Origin of the sequence: Sphingobacterium sp. UBA7253, assembly GCF_002472745.1 — a bacterium.
GTDB classification, from domain to species: Bacteria; Bacteroidota; Bacteroidia; order Sphingobacteriales; family Sphingobacteriaceae; genus Sphingobacterium; species Sphingobacterium siyangense.
Genome location: NZ_DKSP01000218.1, coordinates 37905 through 38664 on the forward strand (window position 1 = coordinate 37905; position 760 = coordinate 38664).

General features: G+C 35.7%; 2 protein-coding genes. Both read right to left on the reverse strand.

Features of this window, described 5'->3' with window-relative positions; genetic code table 11:
• On the reverse strand, positions 1–315 hold a 315-nt coding region (rplI, locus tag B2X72_RS22220), incomplete at its 3' end, for a 50S ribosomal protein L9 (protein WP_286851511.1).
• Positions 316–330: 15 nt separating this feature from the next.
• Entirely contained in the window at positions 331–594 is a 264-nt protein-coding gene (gene rpsR / locus B2X72_RS22225) for a 30S ribosomal protein S18 (RefSeq protein ID WP_028071347.1), read from the reverse strand.
• Positions 595–760 lie beyond the last annotated feature (166 nt).

A 760-nucleotide genomic window follows, 5' to 3' on the forward strand; every position in this document is an offset into this window, starting at 1 on the left:
TTTTGCTTTCAACGCATCAGCAATTTGAATGCTGTTTACTTTACCAAAGATTTTACCAGATTCACCTGCTTTAGCACCGATTGAAAGTTTAATAGCTTCCAATTTACCAGCTAATTCAGTAGCGTCTTTTTTGATTTTTTCTTGTTTGAACTGAGCTTGTTTGATGTTCTCAGCTAAAACTTTCTTTGCAGATTCAGTCGCTTGGATAGCAAATCCTTGCGGGATTAAGTAGTTACGACCGAAACCTGGCTTTACATTAACGATATCGTTTTGCTCACCTAAGCCTTTGATATCTTGTTTTAAAATTACTTCCATTTTCTATCGTCCTCCTTATTTAATTGCATCAGCTAAGTAAGGTAATAAGCCGATGTGACGAGCACGTTTAACAGCTTGAGCTACTTTACGTTGAAATTTCAAAGATGTACCAGTTAAACGACGAGGTAAGATTTTACCTTGATCATTTACAAATTTCATCAAGAAGTTAGCATCTTTATAATCGATATATTTGATACCATTCTTTTTGAAACGACAGTATTTTTTACGGTTGTCCTCTACTTTAGGAGCAGTTACGTATTGGATATTTTCGTTAGCCATTAGTTTGCGCCCTCCTCAGTTTTAGTTTCAGCTTTTTTGTTGAATGCACCGCTACGTTTTTTCTCGTTGTATGCTTTAGCATGTTTGTCTAAGCTTACAGTCAAGAAACGCATAATGCGCTCATCACGTTTGTATTCAACCTCTAATTTATTGATTAATTCACCTG

Coding starts and splice junctions, on each gene's coding strand:
- rpsR (WP_028071347.1), bottom strand. CDS start 594: ATGGCTAACGAAAATATCCAATACGTAACTGCTCCTAAAGTAGAGGAC.